The following is a 25,494-nucleotide window of genomic DNA, read 5'->3' as shown; positions in this document are numbered from 1 at the left end:
AAACTTCAACAAACAAAAGTACTTTATTTCCCTATCTTTTTGCGCTCAGCGATGTATTCGTTTAATTTTTTACCGTAAAGCGATTTGGATACTTTAGGCGACATAGATTTTTGAATGGTATCTAAAAACTTCAAATTGATATCGTAAATTTCGGCTAAAGCTACGTAAGGCGCCACTTCGTAATCTCCATTGTTCACGGCAAAATTAGTAGTATACAAGTATTTTCTCTTGATGATACCATTTTGCTCTTCTTCTATTTTAGCCACTTCGTCTAACCGGGAAGCTTTGTAAGCCTTGAACTTTTTCTCAATCAAACTCAAATCCTGATCTACATATCTCGACATTACTTTGCGGTACTCATCGTACAAAGCTTGGTTTTTAGAACCGGTAATTTTAGCGTCCGCAGTAAAAAAATCCAAAGTCGTTTCCAGGTTCATAACCCCTTTTTCAGCAAAAAAAGGAATATTATTATCTAAGGAATTGGTCACACCGCGATCTAAAAACAAATACAACATTTCAGGAGAATCCAAATTAAATTCACTCACAAAATGAGCATCGCCGTCAATCTTAATGGTATCAATAGGAACCAAAACCGTGTCTTTGATTCTTTGAATATATATGGTGCCGCTTTTTAAACCTTTAATATGTCCGTTTAATACAAAATTCTTATCTGATTTTTTTTCAGCACAAGAAACCAAAACAATAAGGGCTAATAAAGTTAAAAGAGATTTTCGCATGTTTGATGTTAAATAATTGAATGACTCAATGCCACTCGGTTTATGGACTAATAAATAACAACGGAGTAATTACCGTAAATTTTGGCAATAATACTAAAAAAAATCCTCAATTTGACCAACAAATTGAGGATTTGAATTTTAAAACATTATGTTCTTATCCTTTCAACCAAGCTTTATTCAATGCTTCTTTTGAAGCATCTGAAAAACCATAGCCTTCGGTTTCTTCCATTGAGAGTTTTACTTTACCATTAATGGTTTGCTCTTTCCCGTCTCTTCTGATTTTAACGGTGATAGCATCATCGGTTTTCCAATTTTGACTCTCCATAATCAAATCGTAAATGTTGTCTAAATTGTATTTTTTATCATTGATAGACAAAATAACATCTCCGCCTTTCAGACCTAAGTTTGTCATAAAATCGTTTAAAACCGGACTCGAAATCACCATGATTTCTTTGGTTTTACCATCTACAGTAATGTATGGTGTAGATTGGTCTTTCAAAAACGGATTCATAGGAACGGCTACTTTTGTTTTGGTCACACCTACTTTGGCAAAATACTCATTGTATGGAATAGGTGTTGGTCCTGCTACATAAGTGGCTAAAAATTGACCAACTTCCGGATAAGTAAATTGGGTGATTTTAGCAAATAACTCTTCGTCATCGAATGGTTTTTGAGCACCATACTCTTTGGATAATTTTTGCATCAAATCTAAAATCCCACGAGCTCCGTTACTCTTTTCTCTGATGATGATGTCGATACACATTCCAATCAAAGCCCCTTTTTCATATACATTCAGATATTGGTCTTTGTAAGGCGCAACCAACACATTGGCACTCATTTCAGTGAAAGGCATGGTGTCATTCAAATTGGCAGCATTGTTAATTTTGCCTTGCATTCTTTGGTAAAACTCATCCGCATCAATTAACCCTTGATTTACCTGAAATAAATTGGCAAAATATTCTGTAACTCCTTCATACATCCACAAATGCTTTGACATTTTCGGGTTGTTGTAGTCAAAATAATGTATCTCTTTAGAATGAATGCAAAGTGGTGTCACTATATGGAAAAACTCGTGTGACACTACGTCTTTAATTTGTTCCCCCAAAGCAGCAGCAGGCATCATTTCAGGAAAAACAACGGTGGTAGAAGTGTGATGTTCTAAAGCACCGAAACCTTTGGCATCAGCCTTTTGCATATCGGATAAATACAACAATACAGTGTATTTTTTATTGTCGTTGATAGCACCCATAAAGGTTTTTTGAGCACGCATGGTTTTCTCTAAATCCGGTAAAAGTGATTTGGCCGTATGCACACCATTTGGCGAGTAAACACTGAATAAAATTTCCATCCCGTCAACATTGATAGTCACATAATCGGGTTTGGCATACATGATCGGATTGTCGGTTAAATCAAAATAACGACTTACGTTAAAGGTATCAACCGTATCACTTTTGTTAGAATCTACTAAAGAAGTAGCTCCGAAAAGCGAAGCCGGATGCGTAATATCTACACGATAAGGAACATCTAATTTCCCTTGAAAATACCCGATAAATCCATGATTGTTCAACATGAAAACTTTGCCTTCATCGATGTTGGTTCCGGCTGGAGAGAAAATTTCGTCTTTTCCGAAACCTCTGCCGGTTTCTGTGTCATAAGTATCATTAACCCAATAGGTAATTTTGGACAAGGTTTTGGCGTTGGCAATTTGCCAAGAATTATCATCGGTTTTAGTAACGGTTAGTTCTTTGCCGCTTTTGTCTACTGCTTTAAAATCGACTATCAACTTCCCGTAATTGTCCGCAGAATAAGTTCCCGGTACTGTTTTAGGAATATGAAACACCACTTCAGCAGTAGTAATAGTTGGCGGCGTGATCGTTACCATTACTTTGTCGTCTTTCACTTGATTTAAATCGATGGCTACTTTAACAGGCAAAGTAGCAGCGGCTGCCTTTTTTTGAGCAACTGCCGTAAAACTAAAAAGGGAAAAGGCCAAAACAGCCGTCAACACTAATTTCTTCATGATGGGAAAATTTATTTTTGTAATGAGTCACCAAATGTAAACAATAGTTACACTTGATTTTAACATTTTAGGTTTGATTAACTAAAAATCCGTTTAACGCTTGGAAATTTTATTATGCGTAATTTGCCTTTGAAGGGTACATTTGAATCGGTCAATTCCGGAGACGCGCAATTTAGCATGTTTGGTACTTCTGCCCTGCACGCGCTGACGCCACATTTTAAAACTGGAAGGTTTCATTTCGCGACGCATAATTTCGATGGTTTCTTGTTCGGATATCCCAAACTGAAACTCAATGGCATCGAAAGGTGTTCTGTCTTCCCAAGCCATTTCGATGATTCTGTCTATTTGCTCAATCGTGAAAGTATCGATTTTCATGATAACAAAAATCGCCAATAAATAAAAAAACTCTTGTTGAACAAGAGTTAAAGTTTAATCAAATTTATTTTTGATATAATATTTGCTGTCTAAATCGTCATCGAAATCATCTATAATTGGCTTAGGTTTTGGTTTGCTGCCCACAGCTTTCTTTTTCCAAAGCTCAAAATTATCTTTCGATAAACGTTTGCGCATCAATTCTGTTACTTCATTTTCGGTTAAACCGAATTCCTCCTTAATTACTTCAAAAGGTTTGCGCTCCTCTTGAGCCATACTGACAACTCTTTCAATCATTTCGCTGTCAAATTCTGCAAGCTTACTTTTTTTCATTTCTGTAAAAGCATTAATAGATATAGATTTCAACTGACTAATTGTATTTCAATATTACTAAAAAAAATAATTAGTTGCTATCCGCTACCCTATTTTTTTAAGCATTGTCCTCAGGAGAGCGGTATTTTTGAAAAGGAATAGCCAATAAGTTTTTCAAATCGTTGTGTTCTTTCGGTTGCATATGAGTATCCACTCCGTAAACCAATTGTTCGCGTTCTAAGTAACTAAAAGTACCGAACAACCTGTCCCAAACAGAAAAAATATTCCCGTAATTACTGTCTGTATAAGGCAGTTTATAATGATGGTGAACTTTATGCATATCAGGAGAAACCAAAACAAAACTCATGATTTTATCAATTCGCTTAGGCAAGGCAATATTGGCATGGGTAAATTGCGTGGCGACTACCGATAAAGTTTGATACAAAAAAACCAGCCACATAGGACTTCCAACCAACACTACTCCCAAAGTGGTAAAAACAAACCTAATGACACTCTCTCCCGGATGATGTCTGTTTCCTGAAGTGGTGTCAATCCAAGTATCGGTATGGTGAATTAAATGAAAACGCCACAAAAATTTTACTTTATGTTCTACCAAATGCGCCAAATAAGCACCAATAAAATCCAATAACAACAAACCGCTTATTGCGTACAACCATGGATTCATTTCGGGCAACCAATTGAGCAAGCCAAAATTGTGGTCGACTGTCCATTGCGCCGCATTAATCAATATAAAAGCCAAACAAAAGTTGACCACTATAGTTGTTAGGGTGAAAAAAATATTGATTCCGGCATGTTGCCATTTGTTATAACCGAATTTTACAAAAGGCACGGCGCTTTCTATCAACCAAAAAAAAGCAATACCACCTGCCAATATCAAAGCCCTATGTGCCGATGGAATAGAAGAAAAATAATTGATAATTTCGTTCATAACCTTAATTTTTATCAAATATAATAAAATCCCTTTCTACTTGATAAAGCGAAAAGTAAGGTTGATTCTGGGACCAATGGTTTTAGTGGTCTTGGGAATTTGGTGTTTCCAAAAATGCTGCGTTGTTCCTTTCATCACCAACAGACTGCCGTGCTCTAAAACAATTTTGAGTTTTTGGTTTTTGATAGTGTTATGTTGCAGGTGAAAAGCTCTTTCGGCACCGAAACTCACCGAAGCTATCACCGGATTTCTTCCCAATTCTGTTTCGTCGTCGGCATGCCAACCATTACTGTCTTTTCCGTCTCGATAATAGTTAAGTAAGACCGTAGTAAACCGTTCTCCACAAGCCGCTTCTACGGCTTCTTTTATAAATACCAAGAGTGGATTCCACGGATGGGGTTGCATGACAATGTTAGAATAGGAATAAGGCTTGCCTTCATTCCCGAATAGCGCTGTCAAACGGGGTTGAGGATGTGTTTTACCATAAACCGTGATAAAATCTTGTTGCCAAGGAATATCGCTTTTCAATTGCATAAAAAGTTCATTTGCCCTGTTCACCTCAAAAAAGTCAGCAAAGTACTCGATCTCGGCATCAGGTAAATCGAAAGTGATTTTGGCAGTAGGAAAAAGTGAATTCATCACACAAAAATAAAGAGAAAAGCACTCAAAACGCTTCTCTCTTAGCAATGATTTATTTCAAAAAAAGGGATTTTTTTATCCGTTTCGGAATAAGAAAGGATTTTATGCTGTTGGCTTTTTCTTCAAACTAACATTCATCATAACAATAGCTAAAATAATCAAAACAATACCTATCCACTGGGAAAGCACCACAGTCTCATTAAGCAACACAAAGGCCATCATAACCGAAACCGGCAATTCAAGCGCTGATACTATACTTCCCAAACCAATGCCCGTTAAAGGGAAACCGGCATTCAATAACATAGGCGGAATAACCGTTCCAAACAAAGCAATCAAAATGCCCCATTTGTAAAAGATATCAAAATTAAATGGTGTATGTTGGGTGAACAAGGCAAACACAAAAACAACTACTGCTCCGCCTAACAACATATACAAACTTCTTTGAGCCGAAGAAACTGACGTAGCTACTTTATTGGCAGCATACATGGTAGTGGTAAAAGAAGCCGCAGCTAACAACCCTAAAACAATTCCTCTCCAATCCAACTCGAATTCAGCGGAGAAGAGTTTGGTAGCCAAAGCTGTTCCCAACAAAACAACAAATACAGAAAAAATTTTAATGTTTGATGGTCTTTTCTTATCCAACAACATTTCTAAGACCACTCCCATCCAAACGGTTTGCATCAACAAAACGATACCAATAGATACCGGAATATATTTTACTGCCAAATAATAAAAAATACTGGTTAACCCGGTTGACGTTCCTAAAATCAATAATTTTTTAATGTCGACTGGCGAAGCTTTTACGGCGGTATTGCCAAGTCTGTTCTTTTGAAAAATATTAATTCCCAAAACGACCAAAATACCAATTACAAATTGAGCGGTTATGACTTCTGCCGGTGTGTAATGCAAGCCTTGTGAACTTAAATCGGCATAAGCCAATTTTACAAATGTAGCTAACATACCGTAGCTTGTGGCCCCAAGACCAACTAAGAAAACACCTTTGAGGACTTTGTTTCCAAACATGATTTATTTTTTAAAAAGCCGACAAAGATAGAAAATAGGAATGGTTTTCAAAGGAGATAATACAAAAACAAAAAACCACCACTTGCAAATGATGGTTTTCTTATTGAGCCGATAGAGGGACTCGAACCCACGACCTGCTGATTACAAATCAGCTGCTCTAGCCAGCTGAGCTACACCGGCGTCTCAATGTGAGTGCAAATATATTTTTTGAATTTTAATTTCCAAAATATTTTTGCACTTTTTTATGGCTATAAAGCGTTGATTTTTTCAACCAATTGATTAGCAGTTTGTTCTAATTCGGCGTTGATTTGTTTGAAATGCGCTTTTTTGTTTTCCACATTTTTTGCATTCACTTTAGTGATTAAAGCGTCGAAAGAAGCGATGGCTTCATCTATGATAGCATTTGTATTTTCAGAAGGTTTTCCGGTAGTAGTCATTTCATAAATGTAAACCGCTTCGATAATATCTCCTAATACAAAATTGATGTCTTTCTTTAAATTCTTAACACTTGCCATTTTATTGTAATTTTAAAATTTCGACAAAAATACGTCAAATCTTTAGAACAGCAACTACGAAATATAAATTTCCAATAAAGCCGCTTGTCCGATCAACTGATAATCAGTTAATGAAGCCGGAAGCAACACTGTACTTCCTATTGTATATTGATAAATTTCTCCGACTACTCGCAAACTGAATTCGCCCTCGACACACATCAGCACTCTAAAAGTATCAGCTGTTTTGGAAAAGGTTGCAATTCCGTTTAAAGGAATAAAATTTGTGGTAAAATAAGGACAATGCACCACTTCGTTAGATACATTTTCGTTCTTATCATAAAATCGTTGGGCTTCAATTTTATCATAATTTAATGCTTCTAAGGCTAAATCCACATGCAATTCACGGGTGTTGCCTTTGGCATCCTTTCGGTCAAAATCATATACACGATAAGTAATATCAGAAGTTTGTTGGATTTCGGCTATCAAAATTCCGGCACCAATGGCATGTATGGTCCCTGTTTCGAGCATAAAAACATCACCGGATTTTACTTTCTTGGTGTCTAAAATGTTTAATAAGGTTTTGCTCTCCAAATGCTCGAGGTAAGCTTCGGGTGAAGATTTTTCTTTAAACCCTACTATCAATCGAGCATCTTCATCGGCTTGCATCACATACCACATTTCCGTTTTCCCGAAAGAATTGTGTCTTTTTTTGGCCAGTTCATCATTCGGATGCAATTGAATAGATAAATCTTCACGAGCATCTAAATATTTAAACAACAATGGAAACTGCTTGCCAAATCGGATATAAACCTTACTCCCTAAGATTTCTGTAGGATACAAATTGATTAAATCATTCAGTGTTTTTCCTTTAAAAGTACCATTGGCTATAACACTAACCTCGTTTTCCACAGTAGAAATCTCCCAGCTTTCACCGGTAATTTCAGAGGTTATCGGTTTGTTTAGCATTGTTTTCAATTTGGTTCCGCCCCAAATTCTTTCTTTCAGAATCGGTTCAAATTGTAAAGGATAAAGTGACATGCTTGGATATTTTTGACAAACTTACATTGTTTTAAGCATTTGTAAGGCTTTTTGAATGTGAATTTTGCCCGACATACTATTGAAAACCAACAAAACAATACCGTTTTTATCAGTTACATAAGTTACTCTACCGGGGATTAAACCCAATAGATCATTTGGAACGCCAAATAGTTTACGGAGTTTTCTATTCCCATCGGATAACAAGATAAAAGGCAATCGATAACGCGAAGCAAACTTTTGATGCGATTTCACTGAATCACTGCTTACTCCTATGACTTCGGCTCCCAAAGCTTTAAAATCTTCATATTGATCTCGGAATGAACAAGCTTGTTCGGTACAAACTCGCGTATCATCCTTAGGATAAAAATAAATAACTAAGGATTTGCCGGAATAATCTTTACTGTCAAAAGGATTTCCTTTGCTGTCAACTGCCGTAAAATGAGGCAGTTTATCGCCGACTTTAATTGCCATAGTTATTAACCTTTATAAGTCACAAAATTTCTGGGCGTTTCGTACAAAACCACCTCTAAATCTTGGTTTGTATCAATATGCGGTCGCAATTTGTTCCAAATCACCACCACTATATTTTCTGCTGTCGGATTTAAATCGGCAAATTCCGGAACATCCAAATTAAGATTCTTGTGGTCGAAAGCATTTTCAATGTGTTCCTTGATCAAGTCAGATAAAATCTTTACATCAATCACATAACCGGTTTCCGGATCAATTTCGCCGGTAACCGATACAATCAACTCATAATTGTGGCCGTGAAAATTGGGATTGTTACACTTCCCAAACACAGCATCGTTTTGTTCCATCGACCAATCTTTGCGATACAATCTGTGGGCAGCATTGAAATGGGCTCTGCGGGAAACGGTGACTTTCATAGGATTTGTGATTGTTGATTAACGATTTTTGATTTTTGATTGATTCTGAAATCTGCCTTCAAGATTATTCATTCTTAAATCTTGTGATCCTCGAGGTAATGATAAAACTCATCAAAGATAATTTTAAACCAAACGGTGTATATATCAGGATTTTGAATCATGTCTTGTCGTACTTCTTCAATACACATCCATTTCCAACTTTCTACTTCTTCAGGGTTAATTTGCGGTTCATCATTGTAATAACCAATCATTACATGATCTAATTCATGCTCGGTTAAACCATTATCAAAGGGTGCTTTGTAGATAAAGTGAAACAACTCTTTTAACTCGGTCTTAAATCCCATTTCTTCATACAATCTGCGGGTACCGGCCTGAATATTAGTTTCGCCTTCACGTTGGTGGCTACAACAGGTATTGGTCCATAATAAAGGGGAATGATACTTGTGATGCGCGCGTTGTTGCAACATGATTTCATTTTTGCTGTTCAACACAAAAACGGAAAATGCCCTGTGCAAAACGGCTTTTTCATGCGCTTCTAATTTGTTCATCAACCCTATAGGCTCGTCTTGTTCGTTGACCAAGATTACTTTTTCTTCTGTCATAACTTCTAATAATCGCTCAAAAATACGAAAAAAAATCAGCGGCTATAATTCTGCCGATAGAACAACCGTTAAACTTTCCTTAAATCAAGGTAATTTGTAATCTATCAGACATTTCAACTCGTATTTAGCTGTAAATTTGTGGTAGATTTAAAACAATTGCTATGTCAAAATCCATTGTTAATTTCCTGATTTTAGTACCGCTTTTCATATTTAATGCCTGCGGTCAAAACAATAATACCAAGACTAAAAATACTGTTATGGAGAATGTAATTTCTAAACCCGAAAATCCTTATTACTCTAATACCGATACCTCCAAATTGGTTTTAACCGATGAAGAATGGCGCAAAGTATTGCCTCCTGATTTGTATGCCGTTGCTCGACAAGCGGATACCGAAAGAGCTTTTACAGGCACGATGTGGAAAAGTGAAACCAAGGGCACTTACTACTGCGCAGCTTGCGGCTTGAAACTTTTTAAATCCGATCAAAAGTTTGTCAGCAGTTGCGGATGGCCTAGCTTTTTTGAACAAGACAACAAAAAAAGCATTTGGTTCAAAAATGATTACTCTTATGGTATGCAACGCATTGAAGCACTTTGCGGACGATGCGATAGTCATTTAGGCCATTTATTTGATGACGGTCCGGCGCCTACCGGAAAAAGATACTGTATGAATGCCGTTTCATTAGATTTTGTGCCCGATGCTACAGAAAACAAAGGAAATACCGATACTATTGTTTTGGGTGGTGGTTGTTATTGGTGTGTGGAAGCCGTGTACGAACAACTAGACGGCGTTGAAAAAGTGGTCTCCGGCTTCTCAGGCGGAAAAGTAGAAAATCCGAGTTATGAAGAAGTTTGTACCGGAACTACCGGCGCTGCAGAAGTAGTTGAAATTACTTACGACACATCGAAAACCAATTTAGATGAAATTTTTAAAGTGTTTTTTTCCGTTCACGATCCTACTACTTTAAACCGACAAGGTGCCGATGTTGGAACGCAGTACCGCTCGGTAATATTTTATAAAAACGAAGCACAAAAGAAAGCTGCCGAAAGTATCATAGCCGAACTGAACAAAGAAGTATTCAACAATAAAATTGTAACTACTTTAGAACCGTTCAAAGCCTTTTATAAGGCCAAAGACTATCATCAAAATTATTACCAAAACAACCAAGAGCAACCTTATTGCCAAATGGTTATTCAACCGAAGTTGGAGAAGTTTGAAAAAGTCTTCAAAAACAGATTAAAGAAAAATCAGTAATAAAAAAACCTCTCCAAATAAAGAGAGGTTTTTTGTTATAAAATGTAATCCGTATTGATAAAATTTGAAGCTTTACTATTGAGCAATTCCTGTAAAATAGCGTTATTATAGGCATTATCTTTGGAAGCCACAAAAGTTCGGATGGAAAAGGAACGCAAAGCATCATGTATGCTCAAGGTGGCTACTGCCGAATCTTTTCTGCCGGTAAACGGATAAACATCCGGACCACGTTGGCATGAACTGTTTAGGTTCACCCTACAAACCAAATTGACCAAAGTATCAATCAGTGGCGCTATGGTTTTTATGTCTTGTCCAAACAAACTCACTTGTTGCCCATAATTCGATTCGGCCATATCATTCAATGGTTCTTGAATGTCTTTAAAAGTTAAAATCGGAATTACCGGTCCAAACTGTTCTTCATGATACACTCTCATTGTTTTACTAACCGGAAATAAAACCGCCGGAAAAATATAATTTTCGGTTCTTTCACCACCTTTACGATTGATGATTTCCGCACCTTTACTCGTGGCATCATCTATCAATTCCTGAATATAATCGGGCTTTTCTCTTTCGGGCAGTGGTGTCAATGCAACGCCTTTGTCCCATGGATTTCCAAACAACAAGGCATCCACTTTATCAGCAAATCTGCGGTTAAATTCGGCAGCTATCGTTTCGTGTACGTACAAAACTTTTAATGCGGTACATCGTTGGCCGTTAAAAGATAATGTACCGGTCAGACATTCTTGAATGGCCAAATCCAAATCGGCATCGGGAAGAATAATAGCCGGATTTTTGGCTTCCAACCCTAACACCAATCGCAATCGGTTTTTATTGGGATGCAAATCTTGTAGCGCTATGGCTGATTTACTGTTGCCTATCAGGGCCAAAATATCAATTTTGCCCGATTGCATTATCGGAGCGGCTACCTCACGACCACGACCGTAAACGATATTAATAACACCTTTTGGAAAACTATCCTGAAAAGCCGCCATCAAAGGGGAAATTAATAACACGCCATGTTTGGCAGGTTTAAAAATTACGGTATTCCCCATAATAATGGCAGGAATTAGTAACGAAAAGGTTTCATTCAAAGGATAATTATACGGTCCTAAACAAAGTACTACACCCAGCGGACCACGGCGCACCATAGCATTCACCCCTTGACTTTTGGTAAAACGAGCACTATCTCGGTCTAATTGCTTGTAATCTTCAATGGTGTCATAAATGTACTCTACCGTTCTGTCAAATTCTTTTTCGGAATCTGTTAGTGATTTCCCGATTTCCCACATAAGGTATTTCACTACTTCACTGCGTGTCGCTTTCATTTGTGCCACAAAGTTTTCCATGCATTTGATACGGTCACTGACTTTCATGGTGGGCCACAAACCCTGTCCGTTGTTGTATGCCGAAACAGCCGCAGTCACCACTTCACTTGCTTCAGGTTCTCCCATAGCAGGAATTGTCCCTAAAAGCGTTGGTGCATAGTTTTCGGTGGAAGAAATGGTGGAATACACAGGAGTGGTTTTTCCGGTCCAATTTTTAAGTTCGCCGTTAACTAAATAAGTATCTTGGTGTAATAAATTATCGATTTGAAATTCGTTGGGTATCGCATTCATAAAAATGATTTTTTATAAAATTACGCTTTTGACGATAACCCCCGACAATGAAAGAAGCAAAGAAATTAACTAAAACGTTGTAACTGAAAACTTTTTAAAAGGAAAGTCGGAAAAACACATTCGGCATGATACCCAAAGTATAAAACTCGCGCCCTTCATAACGCGGATTGGAAAAATCGGAAAGACTAGCGTACTGACGCTCTAACTCTTTGCTGAGTAACGAATGTCGGTTGTAAAGATTGTATACTGACACTCCAATTTTAAAATGATTGCCCTTAGCTGTTTGAAACTGATAAACTGCCGAAACATCCAATCGATGGTAATCGGGCAAACGTTTCGCATTATATGAAATGATATCACCTGTTTCATTGATAGTACTGTAAGGCTTCCCGCTGTGCCAAAACCAACCGGCTGTAAACAAAAATCGGTTCCATTTTTGATTAAAAGCAGCTGTAAAATGGTGTTTAATATCCGCATTGGAAGCAAAATAATCACTGTTGTTTAAGGATTGAAATTGGTTTTGTGAATCCTGATAAGTATAAGTAACCCAAGCACGCCATGTAGCGGCACTCTTTTGCAGCAAAACATCAACTCCTTTGGTAAATCCTTTTCCTCGATGGATATTGTTGTCATTTTGCCCCAAAAAACCTAAGGTATAAGAAGTTATACCGTTGATGTTTTTGTAATATGCCTCTACATCCAATAACCAATTGTGTTTTTTAAAAATGATACCACTACTGTACTGATTGGCTTTTTGTATAGGGTAATCTGAATTGTCAGATAGTACCCAAACGTAATTCTCCAAACTCAAATCGTTGGCGGCCTCTTCTCGAACTTGACTCAAAACCTGACTCCTGCGCTCGTAAGAAGCTTGCCAAATGAAGGATTCCGAGAGATTTTTTTGCATCAAAAATCGCGGTTCAAAACTTGAAACTTTCACTTGGCTGTAAAAATTATAGCGCAAACCGGGTTGAAAATTCCAACGCCCGATATTTTGCTTGTATTGCACAAAACCGGCATGCGTTACATTATACAAATGTTTCAAATCTAAAACCACGCCCAAATCCTGATTATAACTGTTGAACAAATGCGAAATATCATTGCCCAAAACTTGATAACCGAATTCCAATACTGCTTGGTTGGTTAATTGGCTGTTAAAGTTAATCTCGGCACCGGAATCCACCACCCTATTCAACTTTTTAAAAGCTTCAAATCGATTGGATTGGTAAACTGTTTTTTTGAGATAGTCAAAACTGTAGAGCGAATAGTAAACAGTCATTTTTTGGGTAAATCTCGGACTGTATTTTTGAGACCAATTCAAACTGAACCCATAATTTTCAAGGGTCATTCTTTGATTATTGATACTATCTGTTTCAATCACGTTTTGGTAATCCAAATCGTTTTTAATGACCAAACCCGAAAAGGAGACAGCCGTATTTTCATTAGGCTTAAAATTAATTTTAGCCGAATAATCGTGAAACCTGAATTGGTTATTTTGATTGAAATCTTTGAAATTAGTGTTTTGAAAAACTTTAGTCTCTAACTGGCTAAAGGTTGGTGATTGCCACCATTCCGTCAGGGATTTTCGCCCGGAAAGTTGCAATCCCAATTTGTTTTTTACCAAAGGTATTTGTGTGTAAGCATCAATATTGAGTGCGTTAATCCCTGCATTGGCTTTAACAGTATTCGAAATTTTATCCGTCGATTGCATATCAATAACGCCTGAAACTCGCTCTCCATATTTCGGACTCAACGCTTTGTTGTAATAGTTTACCGTTTGCTCCACATTTGGATTGATACTCGAAATCATGCCAAACAAATGTCCGGGATGATATAGTCGAATGCCGTCCATCAATATCAAATTTTGATCTGCCGTTCCGCCACGTATGTATAATCCTGTGGCTGTTTCATTGGGACTTTTCACTCCGGGCAATTGTTGTAAAGATTGTAAAATATCGGCATCGGTAATCCCGGGAAGCGTTTGCACTTTTTGAGGAGAAATAATAAAATTTTGGCTGGTTTTCCGAATCCCTTTGGCCAAAAACTCTTCTACTATAACTTCTTTAAGCGGAATAATTTCCGCCTTTTCTGTCAAGGCAACGGAATAAAATCTTTCGTTGATCTTGATGACTTTAACCAAAGCCTGATGTTCCATTTCTGCATGAACTTCTGCCAAACTATATTGCTTTTGAGGAAGTGAAATACTTCGGGCAACCAGTAAAGAGTCGATATAAGAATATTTAACCGCAAATGCTTTCTCGAGATCGGAAAGCACTTGGGGGAGTTTGGTATTGTTATAATAAAACGACTCCTTTTTTTGCGCCCATGAAAAAGACATCCAGCACCAAAAGAAGCCAAATAAAATTATTTTATTCATTCCGAAATGATAATTTTTCCGCTACTGTTTTTACTGAATTTTAATTGTAAAGGTAAACAAATGGTTTGCAAGGCTACCGTTGCCTCTTTGTGGGTAAATGTTCCGCTAAACTTAATGTTTTCTATGTGTTTCGGGTAATCAACTTCCACATTGTATTGTTTTTTGAATTGCTCAATCACGTAACGCATCGGCACATTTTTAAACGATGTTTCTCCGGAGATCCAGGTAGGCTTTGAAGCATTAACCTCAGCCCAGTTTTCCGAAGTAGCAGTATAAAAACGTACACACTCGCCTTGAGTTAAAATGGTGGACTTGTCTTTTTGGGTGACTTGTACTTTGCCTTCATAACACTTTACTTCGAAAAAATCTCGGAACGCAATTACATTGAATTTAGTCCCCAAAACGCGTATGTTCCCCAGCGAAGTTTCTACCGTAAACGGACTGCCTTTTTCGACTTCAAAAAAAGCTTCGCCTTCTAAATGCAAAGTTCGTTTGTATCGGAAAGCATTGCTATAGGTTAGTGTTGATTTGGCATTGAGTGACACTTTAGAATGATCGGCCAACGTAATCATTTCGGTTTTTCCAAAACCGGTTGTGATTGTATTTTGAACTATAAAAAAATGATAAACACCAAACATAATCAGCAAACAAGCAGCGATTGAAACATAAGGCCAAAGCGGAATAACTCTTGTTTTAGTTTGCTTTTTATGGGCTAACTTTTGTTTTACGGCACTAAAATTCTGCTCCAAATCGGGAGAACTGATTTCAAAACCGTCGAGTGCATTTCTTATCTTTTGATAAGCCTCAAAATCCTCCTCTGAAACCAATTGCTTTAATTGTTCATCGGTAATTTTATAGGTCAACCAATCGGATAAATACGTTTCGTTTTGCGCTTTCATCATACTAAATTTCAAACGTTTTTTACTACTTTTCTCAAGGATAACAATGCCAAATGCATCCGTTTTTCTACAGCTTTCACCGATAAATCCAAAGCGACTGCAATTTCGGCATACGATTGGTTATCGAAGCGATTCATCAAGAATACTGTTCTTTGTTTTTCGGGTAACTCATTGATGGCTTTTTCCAATTGGGTTTTCAATTCGGTTGCTTCCATCAAAAAATCAGGCGACTCTTTGTGTGTTGATTTGGGTTGGAATTGTAACTCAAAATTAGTAACCACTTGGTTGTGCTTGATTTTATTCAATGACAATCGAATGGCTGTAGTATACAAAAAGCTTTTGGCTTGTTCAGGTTGCAGTATACCACAATTTTCCCAAAGTTTGACAAAGGCATTCTGTGCAATATCTTCAGCACTCTCGGTATCACCTCTGAATTTATAGACCAAAAAGTTACGCAACACTTTGAAATTAGTGTCAAATACCGAACGGAACACCGCCTCGGAACAGAGCTTAGCTTTTTGGTTTTCGTTTCTCATAGCTTACAATACAGACACAACCTTAGGGTTAAGGTTGTGTCGTGATTGAAATTCTTCCCAATTTATTTATATGTTTAGTTGCAATTAGCCGCGATAGCTGCTTCAAAGCCGGCTTGATTGGCCACAGTAACAGATACCTGACCGGTTGGTGTATTAAAAGTTACAGTTAACGGATAAACAAAAGCCGGAATATTGGATTGTGACGGGTTGTAATACTGTAAAACAGTACCATTGTCATTGGCAGTTACCAAAGCCCCTTGCGACTGAATTTGTACCGGAAAAGCAATATTAAAACATGTCCCTAATTGATTCCCAAAGTTGCCAGACGAAGTTTGACAAACCGGTGCTGCCCATTGTTGAGTAGCGTTGCAATCGAAATTATTTCCTATTCTGATTACAAAATAATCTGAAGATGAACCTAAACTCGGATAACTCGGGATGGTTAACGGCAAATCGGCTAAAAGGTAAGTTCCAACCCAAGCTCCTAAAGAGTTGTACACTGAAAAATAAGCTGAATCTGTATTGGCATAATCAAAATCAACGGTCAAAGGATAAGAAGAACTGTTAGCATTACAAACGCCCGGAGTCGCTGTTACATTAGTGATCTCACAAGCTGGAGCACACGACACCAAGTCGTTTTGGGTATAACCATCGCACTCGGCCAAACAAATGTTGGAGTATTCTACGATGCCATTTGCTGTTTGCACACAAACCGGATTATAATCGGCTGTACAAATACAAGATCCTGAATTGCCATCGCAATCATCATACAAATCAAACAACTCGTTCAAACTGTTGACTTCAATAACTTCATTATTTTGAGTGACATTAAAAGGGAAAACCAAATCTACTACATCGCCAACTATCAACATCGACTCCAATTCTCCTTGTGTATTTACAACTATAGTGGCTCCGTTACTATTGATGACAGAAATCGGAAAAATCATTTGGAAACAACTAAATTGCAATACATCATCGTTAATAGTGTTAAATCCGCAACCTTCAACCAGAGCATAAAATTCGGTTTCATCATCAATGGTGATTACGGCTCCTTGTTGCTGTACTTGGAACGGAAAAGCAATGCCGGTAATAAACAAGGTTTCAGTCTCGGCAGCTAAAATATCTAACAAACCAGCTTCAGTGGCTACTGTTATTACAGTACCATCGTTATATGACAAAGTCAACGGATAAACAAATTGAAAACAGAACAACTGGTCTTGTGGCGTAGTAGCGTTTCTGCCACTGATGTTGTTGGCTTTTTTAATTTCATTTAAAGTAGTACGCAAAGCGACACTTTTGGAAGTCACAATCTCGTTTTCTACCGGATCGTTATCGGAACAAGAATAAAAACCGGCTACGGCAACGGTTAACAATAAGAGTGCAATTTTTAGCTTTTTCATTTTGATTTATGATTTAGTGTTTTAAGGTTAGACAACACAAAAGGCCACCACCCTACTTTTTTAAAACAAAAATGAAAATTAATTTATTTTAGGAGACTTTCGGCTATTTTAAGTGCACATTTTTCACCATCAATGGCAGCCGAAATGATACCACCTGCAAAACCGGCACCTTCACCACAAGGATACAAGCCTTTGATTTGTAGGTGTTCTAAGGTTTCGTGGTCGCGCGGAATTCTGACCGGTGATGACGTCCGACTTTCGGGCGCGTGCAGTATGGCCTCGTTTGTCATATAACCTCGCATGGATTTGCCAAACTGGACAAAACCTTCTCGCATGATTTGGGTTAAAAAACCGGGAAATACCTGTCCGAGTTCTACCGAAGTCGTTCCCGGAACATAAGACGTTTTGGGAATGGAAGAAGACAATTTATTTTGGGTAAAATCGACCATGCGTTGCGCCGGTACTTTTTGGGTTTGACCTGCCAAATACCAAGCTTTTTGCTCGATGGCTTTTTGAAATTCCATTCCGGCCAGTGCTCCGAATTTGGCAAAAGGTTTAAAATCTTCCAATTTTAATTCGACTACAATCCCGGAATTAGCAGTAGCTTGATCGCGTTTGGAGGGTGACCAACCGTTGGTTACCACTTCACCCGGACTGGTAGCACAAGGCGCAATCACACCACCCGGACACATACAAAACGAATACATCCCTCGGCCGTTGACTTGCTTCACTATCGAATAAGGCGCCGGGGGCAAATATTCACCACGGAAATCACAACTGTATTGGATTTTATCGATTAACGCCTGAGGATGTTCAGCACGAACACCTAAGGCAAACGGTTTGGCTTCGATTAAGATTTTTTTTCGATCTAACAATTCAAATATATCACGAGCGGAATGTCCGGTAGCCAAAATGACTTTGTTGGCCGAAATAGTATCGCCATTTTGGGTAACAACACCTTGAATTTCGTTGTTTTTGATGAGAAAATCGCTCACACGAGTTTCAAACAAAACCTGTCCACCACACTCGATAATTTTTTCTCGGATATCTTGAATAATCTGAGGCAATTTGTTGGTCCCAATGTGCGGATGCGCTTCGACTAAAATATCCGGTGTAGCCCCGAAAGCCACTAACAGCCTTAAAATTCGGTCGATATCGCCTCGCTTTTTAGAACGCGTGTACAATTTGCCATCAGAATACGTTCCGGCACCGCCTTCTCCGAAACAATAATTGGAATCTTCATTAACAATGTGGTCGCGGTTGATGGCTTTTAAATCACGGCGGCGACCACGAACATCTTTCCCTCGTTCAATTACTATTGGTTTTAGACCTGATTCTATCAATTGCAAGGCTGCAAATAATCCGGCCGGTCCTGCGCCTACTACAATTACTTCTTGGGCATTGCTGACGTTAGGATAATCAGGCAGTTCGATGGCAGATTCCGAATAGGTTTCGCCTTTCAGAAAGACATTTGCCTTAATATTAAATTTAATGGCTTTTTGACGGGCGTCAATAGAACGTTTTACAACCACTACTTTTTGAATGTCGCTCACGGCAACTTGAAACAACTTAGCCACATGCTCATTGAGCTGGGTTTCACTGTGAGCGGTTTCGGGAGAGACTTGAAAAAGTAATTCGCGTGGCATGATTTAATTTTCAGCAAAAGTACACAAATCGAATTACTTTTTTTCCTCAAAAGCGTGCAGTGCAAACGAAGCCAACCAATGTTCTCCTTCATAATTACCATCAACCACAGCAGGCAGAGAAAAATTGAAATGAAAATCGGCCAAAGGTTTTAAATGAGCAAAAGGTTTCGGGTATTGATTGATTAATCGGTAAAAATTCCATGCTCTGCTGAAATTTAAGCCGTCAAGGTGTACCAAATGGCCATCGGTACGATCGGAAACACGAGCCACTTCCCAAGTAAACTTTTTGGAAAAGAGTTTCGGAGCGAACTTTTTAAGCCAAATCAGGAAGTCGCCTTCCGGCAAAACCCGTTGCATTAAAGCCATTTCTTCCAAACAGGGCGACAGGAAATCTGTTCCGCTTGGTTCCCAGGCAAAAGGGCAATTTTCATCTTTAGCGAACATTCGAACTGCGTTATCACGGATGCTTTGTTGGAATCTTTGGTTTTTAGAATGTGCAGCATAATCCCAAGCAAAGGTCAATCCGAAAGCGGTATTGGTGTGTGTACCTACCCTAACCGGATACAGTAGTTTAGGTAAAAACTCGATGTATCGCTCGATAATAATATCGGATAAGGGCTTTAGGTTTTGCGCTAATTCTTGGGCAAACGATTCGTTGTAGGTTTCTAATTCTAATTGGAGTTTGAGCAACCAATTCCAACCGTACATACGCTCGAACGATTTTTCGTGTTTCTTGTTGATATAATCTATTTCGACCTGAATATTGGCTCTCGATAAATTGGTTTGCAATTTTTGAATAATCAGCGTGCGATTGGGCAAATTCGGAAATCGTTTCAGCAAAAAAACCAAACTCCAATGACCGTGAACCGATGAGTGCCAATCGAAACAACCGTAAAAAGTTGGGTGCAACTTTTTAGGCGATTGAATTTCGGTGCTGTCCAATAGCATTTGTCCCAGTTTATTAGGATATTCTTGTTGCAGACATTTTAAAGGTAAAGAAGCCAAATGTTGGGCTTGTTCGAGGGTCAATTCTTGCGCACCAACTGAGCTACTGACGCAAAGCAGGATGTATAAGAGATATTTCATGGATTTGCTTTTTTTCAAATGTAGCAAAAAGTTAACTTTGTCGGACAAATTCGTTTTTATGTCGAGACTAATCAAACTCATTTGGGATTTTCGCGGACCGGCTTCGGCGAAAACTGCAGAGCATCATGAAATTCATTTAAAAGAATTCATCGCTATGGAAAAATTACCGATAACCATTACGGGGTTTGAAGTTAAAAACGAAATGCATGCCATAGCTTATATAGTGGTGAATGACGAGCAAATGATACCGTTGCGAGATGCCTTAAAACCGCACCGAGGGGAATTGTATTTACCATAAAAAAAGAGAAGCAATTGCTTCTCTCCTCTAATTCGCTACTTCACTGATGAATTTGATACGCATCAATCGAAGTTCTTCTATATCATAATCGCCGTCGAACTCTTTGAGGGCTTCTTCGATTTTGTCAGTTTCAGAATCCATAAAATATTCATGGATTTCCTCTTGCTGGTCTTCGTCCAAAATTTCGTTAATCCAATAATCAATGTTGAGTTTGGTACCGGAATATACGATTTGCTCCATTTCTTTGAGCAAGGTATCCATATTCATTCCTTTGGCTCTGGCAATATCATCTAAAGATAATTTACGGTCAATGTTTTGGATGATATACAATTTGTTAGAAGAGTTGGCTCCGGTAGATTTTACGACCAAATCATCCGGACGAATGATGTCGTTGTCTTCTACATAACGGGCAATTAACTCTACAAAATCTTTTCCGTATTTTTTGGCTTTGCCTTCACCTACTCCGTGCACATTGCTTAATTCGTCAATGGTTATAGGATATTTGAGCGCCATGTCTTCCAAAGACGGATCTTGGAATACCACGAAAGGCGGAACACCCAATTTTTTGGCCACTTTTTTTCGCAATTCGCGCAACATTGCCATCAAAGCTTCATCGGCTGTACCACTCGATTTAGAGGCTGTTACTATGGCTTCGTCTTCGTTTTCACTGTATTCATGGTCTTCCGACATTAGGAAAGAAGTTGGATTATTGATAAACTCTCGTCCGGCATCTGAAACTTTCAAAATACCGTAAGTTTCTATGTCTTTGGAAAGTAATCCGTCTACCAATACTTGTCGGATTAAAGCCATCCAATAGCGTTCATCATAATTGGCGCCGCAACCGAAGAATTTTTGGGTATCAGTTCGGTGTGCTTTGATGGTGGCATTTACGCGTCCGATTAGGGTAAATACCACTTCTTTAGATTTGTATAAATGCTTGGTATCGCGCACCACTTCTAACAACATTTTGACTTGGTCTTTGGCTTCAACTTTGGTTTTCGGATTTCTGACATTGTCATCCATATCGGCACCTTCGCCGTTTTCGCTGTCGAATTCTTCTCCGAAATAATGCAATAAAAATTTGCGTCTGGAAATGGAAGTTTCGGCATAAGCCACCACTTCTTGCAACAAGGCAAAACCAATTTCCTGTTCGGCCACCGGTTTTCCCGACATAAACTTCTCGAGTTTTTCTACATCTTTATAGGAGTAATAAGCCAAACAATGGCCTTCACCACCATCACGTCCGGCACGTCCGGTTTCCTGATAGTAACTTTCGAGTGATTTCGGTATATCGTGGTGGATTACAAAACGCACATCAGGTTTGTCGATTCCCATTCCGAAAGCAATAGTTGCTACCACCACTTCTACATCTTCCATTAAGAACATGTCTTGGTGTTTGGCACGGGTTTTACCATCTAATCCGGCGTGATAAGGAACGGCACTGATACCGTTTACTTGGAGCACTTCGGCTATTTCTTCAACCTTTTTTCGACTCAAGCAGTATATAATACCCGATTTTCCTTTGTTTTGTTTGATAAAGCGAATGATGTCCGCTTCTATATTTTTGGTTTTGGTACGTACTTCGTAAAACAAATTCGGACGGTTGAAAGACGCCTTAAACGTTTTGGCATCGGTCATGTCCAAATTCTTGAGAATATCTTCCTGCACCTTTGGCGTAGCTGTTGCGGTCAATCCGATAACAGGTACATCGCCCAATTGTTTGATGATGTGTCTTAAGTTGCGGTATTCAGGTCTGAAATCGTGTCCCCATTCTGAAATACAGTGTGCTTCATCAATGGCTACAAAAGAAATGGGCACGCTTTGTAAAAACTCTACGTATTCCTCTTTAGTTAATGATTCGGGAGCAACATACAACAGTTTGGTAATTCCGGAAGTAATGTCTTTTTTAACCTGATTGATTTCGGTTTTGGTTAGCGATGAATTCAATACGTGCGCGATTCCATTCTCAGAAGACAAACTCCTGATGGCATCCACTTGGTTTTTCATCAAAGCAATTAGGGGTGAAACTACGATGGCTGTTCCTTCTTGAATAAGAGCCGGTAACTGGTAACATAATGATTTTCCGCCTCCTGTGGGCATGATAACGAATGTATTTTGCTTGGCAATGATACTTTTGATGACTTCTTCCTGTAATCCTTTAAATTGGCTGAAACCAAAATACTTTTTTAATTCTTTATGGATGTCAATTTCGTTTAAATTCATTCTGTGTTAATCGTATTTTTACATAAATTTGCAAACATAAAGATACGACTTTCTTTTATACACACAAATTTTATATTCGTACAATTTTGATCTCAAAAGAAACCATTTTAGCCTCTGCCCAAAAGACCATTTTAGCTGAAAGTGAAGCCATTTCGCGATTGGTCGATTTTATAAATGATGATTTTGTTAAAACCGTAGAAATCATTTATCAAGGAACCGGAAGATTAGTGGTTACCGGAATCGGAAAAAGCGCCATCATTGCTCAAAAAATTGTAGCTACTCTTAATTCAACCGGAACGCCTTCATTGTTTTTACATGCCTCTGAAGCCATTCACGGTGATTTGGGTATGGTGCAGCCGGGTGATGTGGTAATTTGTATTTCCAAGAGCGGGAATAGTCCTGAAATTAAAGTATTGGTACCGTTATTAAAAAGATTCGGCAACAAATTAATTGCCATTACAGGAAACACCACCTCTTTTTTAGGCAAAGAAGCGGATTATGTTTTGAATACTTATGTGGAGAGCGAGGCTTGTCCGAATAACTTAGCCCCTACCAACAGTACAACAGCGCAATTGGTTATGGGTGATGCATTAGCCGTTTGCTTGATGGAAATGCGTCAATTTACTGCTGAAGATTTTGCCAAATATCACCCCGGCGGTGCTTTGGGTAAAAAATTACTATTGAGAGTCGGCGATATGCTAGACACTACTCACAAACCGGTCGTTGCACCTGAAGCTAATATCAAAACGGTGATTATGGAGATTTCTGAAAAACGTTTAGGCGTAACAGCTGTGGTAGAAAACGATAAAGTTATAGGTATTATTACCGATGGTGACATCAGAAGGATGCTCAACAAAACGGAAACTATTTCAGGCTTGACTGCTAAAGACATCATGACTGTAAACCCGAAAAGAATCAAATCGACTGACTTGGTTAGTGATGCTTTGAACATTTTAGAAGATTTTTCCATTACACAATTGGTGGTGATTGATCAAGACGAATACAAAGGCGTGATTCATTTACACGATATTTTAAAAGAAGGCATTGTATAATGGCAAAGAAAGAGCTTAAAGAAATGTCGTTCCTCGATCATTTAGAGGAATTCCGTTGGATGTTGGTCAGAAGCACCATTGTTATCATCACCATTGCTTGTGCTTCCTACTTCATAGACGATTTTATCTTCAATGAAATTATTTTCGGACCACAAGATCCTAATTTTGTGACCTACGAGTTTTTCTGTAAAGTCACCCGCTTTTTTGGAGTTGATGACTCTTATGCTTGCGCCACCGAATTCTCTTTTATCATTCAAAACACGGAAGTTGGCGGACAATTTTCCATTTATCTTTGGATACTAATTACCACCGGTTTTATCTTAGGATTTCCCTATGTTTTATGGGAAATTTGGAAATTCATCCGTCCGGCCTTATACGAAAACGAACGTAAAAAAGCCGGCTTGTTTATTGTGATTTCATCGCTTTTGTTTTTTATCGGAGTGCTATTTGGTTATTTCATCATAGTTCCTTTAACCATCAACTTCTTTGCAACTTTTAATGTAAGTCCGACCGTAGTCAATCAGTTTACGGTTGACTCATATATTAGTATGATAAAGACTTCGTTGATAGTAAGCGGATTGGTTTTCGAATTGCCTATTTTTGTTTATTTCCTTACCAAATTGGGGTTAGTTACTCCGGCTTTCCTAAGAAAATACCGAAGAGCAGCCATCGTAATCATTTTAATTGTGGCGGCTATAGTTACACCACCGGATATTCCGAGTCAAGTAATAGTTTCGATTCCGATATTGATTTTATATGAAGCCAGCATATTGATATCAGCATTTGTTACGAAAAAAGAAAAAGAAAAAGAAAAAGAAAATGAGTGATTTAGTAAAAGAATTTAACGATTATCGTTCTAAAATGAACGAAAAGTTATTGGCAGACAACAATAAAATTGTAAAGCGAATATTTAATCTGGATACCAATGCTTATGCCGAAGGCGCTTTAAACGTAAAAACGAAAGAGCTTTTAGGGCTGGTCGCTTCCGCTGTTTTGCGTTGTGATGACTGCATCAAATACCATCTGGAAACCAGTTATAAAGAAGGTGTTTCCAAAGAAGAAATGATGGAAGCCATGGGCATTGCCACTTTAGTAGGCGGCACCATTGTGATTCCGCATTTGAGAAGGGCATACGAATTTTGGGAAGCACTTGAAGAAAGCAATCAGTAGGGAGATTCTGGTTGGGAGTTTTCCAAAATTAGCGTTAAAACCAAAAATTAAGCAAATGGATTTTGTTTATTTGCATTTACAAAAACTTAGTCACTCAGTAACTTAGCCTCTCAGGCACTCAAAAGAAATGAAATTAAGAGCCGAAAATTTAGTCAAAACTTACAAGGGAAGAAGTGTGGTTAAAGGCATTTCCGTAGAAGTAAATCAGGGAGAAATTGTGGGGCTTTTGGGACCAAACGGTGCCGGAAAAACCACCTCTTTTTATATGATTGTTGGATTGGTAAAACCCAACTCCGGGAATATCTATTTAGACGACATGAATATTACTGATTTTCCTATGTACAAACGCGCCCAACACGGGATAGGCTATTTGGCACAAGAAGCTTCTGTTTTCAGGAAACTGAGTATTGAAGACAATATCCTCAGTGTTTTGCAATTGACCAAACTCAGCAAAGAAGAGCAAATTGCTAAAATGGAAAGTTTGATTGCCGAGTTCAGTTTGGAACACATCCGAACCAACCGCGGTGATTTACTTTCAGGTGGTGAAAGAAGACGAACTGAAATTGCCCGTGCTTTAGCTACCGACCCGAAGTTCATCTTACTTGATGAGCCTTTTGCCGGGGTTGACCCGGTAGCGGTAGAAGACATTCAAAGAATTGTAGCCCAACTGAAAAATAAAAACATAGGCATCTTAATTACTGATCACAACGTACAAGAAACCTTGGCCATTACCGATAAAACTTATTTGATGTTTGAAGGAGGCATCTTAAAAGCCGGAGTTCCTGAAGAATTGGCTGAAGACGAAATGGTACGCAAAGTATATCTCGGACAAAACTTCGAGTTACGCAAAAAGAAATTGCATTTCTAA

26 protein-coding genes and 1 tRNA gene are annotated in these 25,494 nt (G+C 38.3%); 6 read left to right on the top strand and 21 right to left on the bottom strand.

From position 1 onward, the window contains the following. Positions 1 to 23: 23 nt before the first annotated feature. From ACJG85_RS06325 to idi, 13 genes are all read right to left on the bottom strand, one after another. Positions 24 to 737: a DUF4369 domain-containing protein gene (locus ACJG85_RS06325; RefSeq protein ID WP_412477175.1), complete on the bottom strand. Its 714-nt coding sequence runs from the start codon at positions 735 to 737 to the stop codon at positions 24 to 26. A gap of 154 nt (positions 738 to 891) precedes the next feature. Further along, the gene (locus tag ACJG85_RS06320; protein ID WP_412477174.1) at positions 892 to 2,757 is read right to left on the bottom strand and encodes a peptidase M61; all 1,866 of its coding nucleotides are present in this window, start codon (positions 2,755 to 2,757) and stop codon (positions 892 to 894) included. A gap of 93 nt (positions 2,758 to 2,850) precedes the next feature. Next, positions 2,851 to 3,132, bottom strand: coding sequence for a TIGR03643 family protein (locus tag ACJG85_RS06315; protein ID WP_412463594.1), 282 nt, complete (start codon positions 3,130 to 3,132; stop codon positions 2,851 to 2,853). Between the two features lie 54 nt (positions 3,133 to 3,186). Next, a complete protein-coding gene (locus ACJG85_RS06310; RefSeq protein WP_290874695.1) occupies positions 3,187 to 3,462 on the bottom strand; it encodes a TIGR03643 family protein in 276 nt (91 codons plus the stop codon). Between the two features lie 97 nt (positions 3,463 to 3,559). Next, positions 3,560 to 4,390, bottom strand: coding sequence for a sterol desaturase family protein (locus ACJG85_RS06305; protein WP_409677162.1), 831 nt, complete (start codon positions 4,388 to 4,390; stop codon positions 3,560 to 3,562). A 36-nt stretch (positions 4,391 to 4,426) separates the two neighbouring features. Then, positions 4,427 to 5,029, bottom strand: a complete 603-nt coding sequence (locus ACJG85_RS06300) for an alpha-ketoglutarate-dependent dioxygenase AlkB family protein (protein ID WP_412477173.1) — start codon at positions 5,027 to 5,029, stop codon at positions 4,427 to 4,429. 102 nt (positions 5,030 to 5,131) lie between these two features. Next, on the bottom strand, positions 5,132 to 6,052 hold the full coding sequence (locus ACJG85_RS06295; protein ID WP_409677158.1) for an EamA family transporter: 921 nt from the start codon (positions 6,050 to 6,052) through the stop codon (positions 5,132 to 5,134). A gap of 106 nt (positions 6,053 to 6,158) precedes the next feature. Continuing rightward, a tRNA-Thr gene (locus tag ACJG85_RS06290) sits at positions 6,159 to 6,232 on the bottom strand. 68 nt (positions 6,233 to 6,300) lie between these two features. Further along, positions 6,301 to 6,567, bottom strand: coding sequence for a hypothetical protein (locus ACJG85_RS06285; RefSeq protein WP_409677156.1), 267 nt, complete (start codon positions 6,565 to 6,567; stop codon positions 6,301 to 6,303). A 54-nt stretch (positions 6,568 to 6,621) separates the two neighbouring features. Further along, positions 6,622 to 7,584, bottom strand: a complete 963-nt coding sequence (locus ACJG85_RS06280; RefSeq protein WP_412477172.1) for a type I phosphomannose isomerase catalytic subunit — start codon at positions 7,582 to 7,584, stop codon at positions 6,622 to 6,624. Between the two features lie 21 nt (positions 7,585 to 7,605). Beyond that, positions 7,606 to 8,055 carry a peroxiredoxin gene (locus tag ACJG85_RS06275; RefSeq protein WP_409677152.1) on the bottom strand — a complete coding sequence of 150 codons (450 nt, stop codon included), beginning with the start codon at positions 8,053 to 8,055 and terminating at the stop codon, positions 7,606 to 7,608. 5 nt (positions 8,056 to 8,060) lie between these two features. Continuing rightward, positions 8,061 to 8,468: a 6-pyruvoyl trahydropterin synthase family protein gene (locus tag ACJG85_RS06270; RefSeq protein WP_409677150.1), complete on the bottom strand. Its 408-nt coding sequence runs from the start codon at positions 8,466 to 8,468 to the stop codon at positions 8,061 to 8,063. A 74-nt stretch (positions 8,469 to 8,542) separates the two neighbouring features. Beyond that, a complete protein-coding gene (gene idi, locus ACJG85_RS06265; protein WP_412463590.1) occupies positions 8,543 to 9,070 on the bottom strand; it encodes an isopentenyl-diphosphate Delta-isomerase in 528 nt (175 codons plus the stop codon). Positions 9,071 to 9,231: 161 nt separating this feature from the next. On the opposite strand from idi, the gene ACJG85_RS06260 reads away from it, so the two are divergent. After that, entirely contained in the window at positions 9,232 to 10,323 is a 1,092-nt protein-coding gene (locus ACJG85_RS06260; RefSeq protein WP_412465164.1) for a bifunctional methionine sulfoxide reductase B/A protein, read from the top strand. Between the two features lie 35 nt (positions 10,324 to 10,358). Here ACJG85_RS06260 and ACJG85_RS06255 read toward each other — a convergent pair whose 3' ends face one another. The 7 genes from ACJG85_RS06255 to ACJG85_RS06225 all read right to left on the bottom strand — a co-directional run bounded on the left by ACJG85_RS06255 (position 10,359) and on the right by ACJG85_RS06225 (position 19,883). After that, a complete protein-coding gene (locus tag ACJG85_RS06255) occupies positions 10,359 to 11,939 on the bottom strand; it encodes an NADP-dependent glyceraldehyde-3-phosphate dehydrogenase (RefSeq protein ID WP_409677144.1) in 1,581 nt (526 codons plus the stop codon). A gap of 94 nt (positions 11,940 to 12,033) precedes the next feature. Further along, positions 12,034 to 14,214 carry a TonB-dependent receptor plug domain-containing protein gene (locus tag ACJG85_RS06250; RefSeq protein ID WP_412477171.1) on the bottom strand — a complete coding sequence of 727 codons (2,181 nt, stop codon included), beginning with the start codon at positions 14,212 to 14,214 and terminating at the stop codon, positions 12,034 to 12,036. A 98-nt stretch (positions 14,215 to 14,312) separates the two neighbouring features. Then, the gene (locus ACJG85_RS06245; RefSeq protein ID WP_412477170.1) at positions 14,313 to 15,218 is read right to left on the bottom strand and encodes a FecR family protein; all 906 of its coding nucleotides are present in this window, start codon (positions 15,216 to 15,218) and stop codon (positions 14,313 to 14,315) included. An 8-nt stretch (positions 15,219 to 15,226) separates the two neighbouring features. Next, complete coding sequence (locus ACJG85_RS06240) at positions 15,227 to 15,751, bottom strand: sigma-70 family RNA polymerase sigma factor (RefSeq protein WP_412477169.1); 525 nt, start codon at positions 15,749 to 15,751, stop codon at positions 15,227 to 15,229. Positions 15,752 to 15,825: 74 nt separating this feature from the next. After that, positions 15,826 to 17,151, bottom strand: coding sequence for a hypothetical protein (locus ACJG85_RS06235; protein ID WP_412477168.1), 1,326 nt, complete (start codon positions 17,149 to 17,151; stop codon positions 15,826 to 15,828). Between the two features lie 83 nt (positions 17,152 to 17,234). Then, positions 17,235 to 18,797, bottom strand: a complete 1,563-nt coding sequence (locus tag ACJG85_RS06230; RefSeq protein ID WP_412477167.1) for an NAD(P)/FAD-dependent oxidoreductase — start codon at positions 18,795 to 18,797, stop codon at positions 17,235 to 17,237. Between the two features lie 33 nt (positions 18,798 to 18,830). Beyond that, positions 18,831 to 19,883, bottom strand: coding sequence for a DUF2891 domain-containing protein (locus ACJG85_RS06225; RefSeq protein WP_412477166.1), 1,053 nt, complete (start codon positions 19,881 to 19,883; stop codon positions 18,831 to 18,833). A 58-nt stretch (positions 19,884 to 19,941) separates the two neighbouring features. On the opposite strand from ACJG85_RS06225, the gene ACJG85_RS06220 reads away from it, so the two are divergent. Next, entirely contained in the window at positions 19,942 to 20,181 is a 240-nt protein-coding gene (locus ACJG85_RS06220; RefSeq protein ID WP_412465159.1) for a hypothetical protein, read from the top strand. A gap of 27 nt (positions 20,182 to 20,208) precedes the next feature. On the opposite strand, the gene recQ is transcribed toward ACJG85_RS06220, so the two are convergent. Continuing rightward, on the bottom strand, positions 20,209 to 22,404 hold the full coding sequence (recQ, locus tag ACJG85_RS06215) for a DNA helicase RecQ (protein ID WP_412477165.1): 2,196 nt from the start codon (positions 22,402 to 22,404) through the stop codon (positions 20,209 to 20,211). Between the two features lie 86 nt (positions 22,405 to 22,490). On the opposite strand from recQ, the gene ACJG85_RS06210 reads away from it, so the two are divergent. From ACJG85_RS06210 to lptB, 4 genes are all read left to right on the top strand, one after another. Continuing rightward, positions 22,491 to 23,456: a KpsF/GutQ family sugar-phosphate isomerase gene (locus tag ACJG85_RS06210; protein WP_409677126.1), complete on the top strand. Its 966-nt coding sequence runs from the start codon at positions 22,491 to 22,493 to the stop codon at positions 23,454 to 23,456. Next, the gene (gene tatC / locus ACJG85_RS06205) at positions 23,456 to 24,283 is read left to right on the top strand and encodes a twin-arginine translocase subunit TatC (RefSeq protein WP_409677124.1); all 828 of its coding nucleotides are present in this window, start codon (positions 23,456 to 23,458) and stop codon (positions 24,281 to 24,283) included. The genes ACJG85_RS06210 and tatC overlap by 1 nt, the downstream gene beginning before the upstream one ends. Continuing rightward, positions 24,276 to 24,626, top strand: coding sequence for a carboxymuconolactone decarboxylase family protein (locus ACJG85_RS06200; protein ID WP_412477164.1), 351 nt, complete (start codon positions 24,276 to 24,278; stop codon positions 24,624 to 24,626). Before tatC ends, ACJG85_RS06200 begins: the two co-directional genes overlap by 8 nt. A 127-nt stretch (positions 24,627 to 24,753) precedes the next feature. Then, positions 24,754 to 25,494 (top strand): LPS export ABC transporter ATP-binding protein, encoded by a 741-nt coding sequence (lptB, locus tag ACJG85_RS06195; RefSeq protein WP_395632262.1) that lies wholly within the window; start codon positions 24,754 to 24,756, stop codon positions 25,492 to 25,494.

The sequence above is a fragment of the Flavobacterium mekongense genome (assembly GCF_047038255.1).
GTDB lineage: Bacteria > Bacteroidota > Bacteroidia > Flavobacteriales > Flavobacteriaceae > Flavobacterium > Flavobacterium mekongense.
Note: the sequence above shows the minus strand (reverse complement) of the source record. Positions and strands in the feature narration are given on the sequence as shown.